At 58.8% G+C, this 4093-nt stretch carries 5 protein-coding genes; 4 read left to right on the forward strand and 1 reads right to left on the reverse strand.

Annotation, left to right across the window (positions count from 1 at the left end; all coding sequences use genetic code 11):
• Positions 1–621 (reverse strand): AraC family transcriptional regulator (locus ACEQWH_RS03195; RefSeq protein ID WP_370228265.1); only part of this gene is annotated, 621 nt, incomplete at its 3' end.
• 79 nt (positions 622–700) lie between these two features.
• Here ACEQWH_RS03195 and ACEQWH_RS03200 point away from each other — a divergent pair.
• From ACEQWH_RS03200 to ACEQWH_RS03215, 4 genes are all read left to right on the forward strand, one after another.
• Complete coding sequence (locus tag ACEQWH_RS03200) at positions 701–1411, forward strand: GntR family transcriptional regulator (RefSeq protein WP_370228267.1); 711 nt, start codon at positions 701–703, stop codon at positions 1409–1411.
• A gap of 7 nt (positions 1412–1418) precedes the next feature.
• Positions 1419–2336 carry a dihydrodipicolinate synthase family protein gene (locus ACEQWH_RS03205; RefSeq protein WP_370228269.1) on the forward strand — a complete coding sequence of 306 codons (918 nt, stop codon included), beginning with the start codon at positions 1419–1421 and terminating at the stop codon, positions 2334–2336.
• Positions 2337–2339: 3 nt separating this feature from the next.
• Complete coding sequence (locus ACEQWH_RS03210) at positions 2340–3839, forward strand: aldehyde dehydrogenase (RefSeq protein ID WP_370228271.1); 1500 nt, start codon at positions 2340–2342, stop codon at positions 3837–3839.
• Positions 3839–4093 (forward strand): FAD-dependent oxidoreductase (locus ACEQWH_RS03215; protein WP_370228272.1); only part of this gene is annotated, 255 nt, incomplete at its 3' end. The genes ACEQWH_RS03210 and ACEQWH_RS03215, both read left to right, overlap by 1 nt.

Consider the following 4093-nt stretch of genomic DNA (forward strand, 5'->3'; position numbering starts at 1 on the left):
TTGCAACGAAACTTTCTGTTCCGCTGTGGCCGCGCGCACGGCGTTATAGACCATTTGATCCGCCACTGCGAGGGCCAGCTCTTCGCCGTGGTCCTGTTCGATCAAATGCAAGATCAGATCCGCGGTCGCTGTGCCGCCGGATGCCGTCACAAAGGGGGCGTCGGCGACAAAAACGTTGCGCACCAGATTCACCTCGGGAAAGGCTTCGCTGAAGCTGTCATGATATTCCCAGTGCACCGAGGCTTCTTTGCCGTCCAAAAAGCCCGCCTCGGCCAGAATCCACGCACCCGAACACAAAGCACCGATCGACGTCCCCATCGCGCGATGACGTCGCAGCATGCCCAGCAACGTCGGCGTCACATGGTTTTTCATGTGGATCCCTGACAGGACAAACAACCGTGCGCTTGCGGGGATATCCTCGAGACCACCATGCACAACAGAGATCGTGCCATTGGAACAGGTGGCCGTTTCACCGTTTTCAGACACCAAATGCCAGCCATAAAGCTCTTTACCGCTGACCAGATTGGCGATGCGCAATGGCTCTACGGCGCAGGAAAACGCCAGGTGCGAAAATTCATCCACCAATACAAAAGTAAAGCGCTGAAAGGGCGTGTCGGTCATCTCTGGATCCAGGTCGGATTTTTGTATACACAGTGTATATTATTCAAATACAAGATTCGCAATCGAGACGAAAGACCCAATGCGCGAAACCGAGAAAAGTCCAAAGCAGAGCCTGGCCGACCACCTTAAGTCTGCCATTCTGACCACGTCGCTTGCCCCCGGCAGCGATCTGGACGAGGCGCAGCTGGCGCAGCAATTCGGCCTGTCCCGCACCCCCCTGCGGGAAGTCCTGCGCGAGCTGGCCGGCGACGGGTATCTCACGCTCCACCCCAATCGTGGCACGCGAGTATCAGACATGACCTTCGCGACCATGCGTGGCTTTTTCCAAGCCGCTCCGATGATCTATGGCGCAATCCTGCGGATGGCCGCGCTGCATGCAACGCCTGCTCAGATCGAAGAGCTGAAGGCCGCGCAGGACATCTTCAAAGCGACGCTGACCTCTGGCACGGCCGCGGACCGCGCCCTGTCCAACAATCGCTTTCACGAGATCACCGGCGTGATGGCGGCCAACATTTATCTACAGCCGTCTTTCAACCGCCTGCTGATCGACCACGCGCGCCTGAGCATGACATTTTATGATCCAAATGCCGTACAACTGAGCGCGCAACGCGCTCTGGCCAGCCAGCAACACGACGCAATCATCGCGGCCATCGAGGCGCGCGATGCCGACGGCGCGGCGCAGCTGGCCATCGACCACTGGAACCTCTCGCGCGATCAGATCGAGATGTTCGTATTCCCCGAAGCCCTGGACATGCCGCTTGGCAACGTTCCTCAACACATGCCTGCATGAGGTATTAATGACCCCTATTTTCAGTTTTGACGGCATTTATACACCTGTCGTCACCCCTTATCACGCAGATGGAACACCCAACTGGGACGCTCTGGCTGACGTGATCGAATTCCTGATCTCGCATGGCGTGCACGGCATGATTTCCGGCGGCTCGACCGGCGAAAACTATGCCCAGACCGTCGCCGAGCGGATCGAACTGGCGAAGTTCACCAAAGACCGCATCAACGGCCGACTGCCTTTGGTTGTCGGCACCGGCGCGATGCTGACCGGCGACTCGATCGCTTTGGCCACCGCCGCACGCGAGATGGGCGCAGATGCGATCCTGCTGGCCTCGCCGCCCTATTCGGTTCCGACCGACCGGGAAAACGCGCTGAACGCTCTGGCCATCGACAAGGCCGCGAACCTGCCGGTGATGCTGTATAACTACCCGCATCGCACCGGCACCATGATGGGCGAAGAATTCCTGGACCGCGTGGTGCGGTCACGCAATTTCTGCGGCATCAAGGAAAGCTCGGGTGACATCAACCGCGTGCACCTTCTGGCGCGCGATTACCCCCATATTCAATTGGGCTGCGGCATGGACGATCAGGCGCTGGAGTTCTTTGCCTGGGGTGCTCCATTCTGGGTATGTGGCGGGTCAAACTTTCTGCCCGAAGAACATGTGGCGCTTTACGAAGCTTGTGTGATCGAAGGCGATTTCGCCAAGGGCCGCCGCATTATGTCCGCCATGATGCCACTGATGCGCGTGCTGGAACAGGGCGGCAAATTCATTCAAACCATCAAACATGGCGTCACGATGAATGGCATCGACGCCGGCGCCATGCGCGCGCCCCTCAAGGGGCTGACCAAAGACGGCAAACGCGCGCTGGAACAGGTGACGCGCGTTCTCAAATCCACAATCGCAGACATTAAGGCGGGGAAATAAGCTATGGCCGACTTGCTGACACACGCAGAATACAAATCCATCGCCGACACGCTAACCCTGCCGACCGCAGGTTTTGTGGATGGTGGTTATCGCCCGGCAGCCTCGGGCGCGACCTTTACCACCGTGAACCCTGCAACAGGCGAAACGCTGACGGAAATCGCAGCCTATGGCCCCGAAGATGTCGACTTTGCGGTGACCAAAGCCCGCGAAGCCTTTGACGACGGGCGCTGGTCCAAGATGCACCCCTCTGAGCGCAAAGACGTCCTGATCCGCCTGTGCAAACTGATGACTCGCAACCAGAATGAACTGGCGGTCATCGAAAGCATTGACAGCGGCAAAACCATCTATGACTGCGCCACCGTCGACATTCCGGAAAGCATCCATTGCATCAAATGGCACGCCGAGGCGATCGACAAGATTTATGATCAGGTGTCCCCTGCGTCTGACGATCACATCGCTATGGTGGTGCGCGAACCAATTGGCGTGGTTGGGCTTGTTTTGCCCTGGAACTTCCCACTGTTGATGCTTGCATGGAAAATCGGCCCAGCGCTGGCAGCAGGCTGCTCGGTTGTCGTGAAACCCGCAGCCGAGACTTCGCTCAGCGCGCTTCGACTGGCCGAGCTAGCGTCCGAAGCTGGCCTGCCCGCCGGTGTCCTGAACATCCTGCCCGGCGGGGGCGCCGAAGTTGGCGAACCAATCGGCCGTCACATGGATATCGATATGGTCTCGTTCACCGGCTCCACCGCGACGGGCAAACGGTTTTTGACCTATTCGGCAGAAAGCAACGCCAAAGAAGTTGTACTTGAAATGGGCGGCAAGAACCCGGCCATCGTCATGAATGACGCAGAAAACCTGGACCGTGTCGCGCAGCATATCGTGAATGGCGCTTATTGGAACATGGGCGAAAACTGTTCCGCGACCTCGCGACTGATCGTCCACAAGGACGTCAAATCCGAACTCTGCAACCGCATCGCCCATCACGCCCAGCAATGGAACATCGGCGATCCGCTGAACCCGGAAACCCGCATGGGCGCTTTGGTCAGCAAGGCGCATTTTGACAAGGTCTGCAGCTATCTGGACGAGGGCTCTGTCATCTTTGGCGGCAAATCCCATGACGGCGCCTTTGTCGAAGCCACAATGGTCGAGATTTCCGGCAACGATCAGCGTCTTGCCCGCGAAGAGGTCTTTGGCCCCGTGCTCTCGGTGATCGAGATCTCGGGTCTGGACGAAGCCATCTCTGTGGCCAATGACACGGAGTATGGCCTCTGTGCGTCGCTCTTTACGGCAAACGCAAAACGCGCCATCCGCGGCGCGCGGCAACTGCGTGCGGGCACCGTCACGGTCAACAGCTTTGGCGAAGGCGATATCTCGACACCCTTTGGGGGCTATAAGCAGTCTGGATTTGGCGGACGCGACAATTCCCTGCACGCGCATGATCAATACACCCAGCTTAAAACCATCTGGATTGATCTGTCCGACGACGAAGACGAAGCCGTCGACTGATGGCGTACGCGGCCAAACGGCTGCCGGTTCAACTAGGCCCGGCAGCCTGGAACACGATTCTTGGACCAAGGCCGCATGGCCCTGCTCTGACCGGCGCAAATACCGCTGATTTCGTGATCGTCGGGGGCGGGTTTGCCGGTTTGACAGCCGCCCGCCGCCTGACGCAGCTTGCGCCGGGGTCAAAGATCACCGTGCTCGAAGCGGGCGCCATTGCCGAAGGCGCCGCCGGGCGCAACTCGGGGTTCATGATCGAT

Source organism: Cognatishimia sp., assembly GCF_964229375.1.
Lineage (GTDB): Bacteria > Pseudomonadota > Alphaproteobacteria > Rhodobacterales > Rhodobacteraceae > Cognatishimia.

Coding starts and splice junctions, on each gene's coding strand:
- ACEQWH_RS03200 (WP_370228267.1), top strand. CDS start 701: ATGCGCGAAACCGAGAAAAGTCCAAAGCAGAGCCTGGCCGACCACCTT.
- ACEQWH_RS03210 (WP_370228271.1), top strand. CDS start 2,340: ATGGCCGACTTGCTGACACACGCAGAATACAAATCCATCGCCGACACG.
- ACEQWH_RS03205 (WP_370228269.1), top strand. CDS start 1,419: ATGACCCCTATTTTCAGTTTTGACGGCATTTATACACCTGTCGTCACC.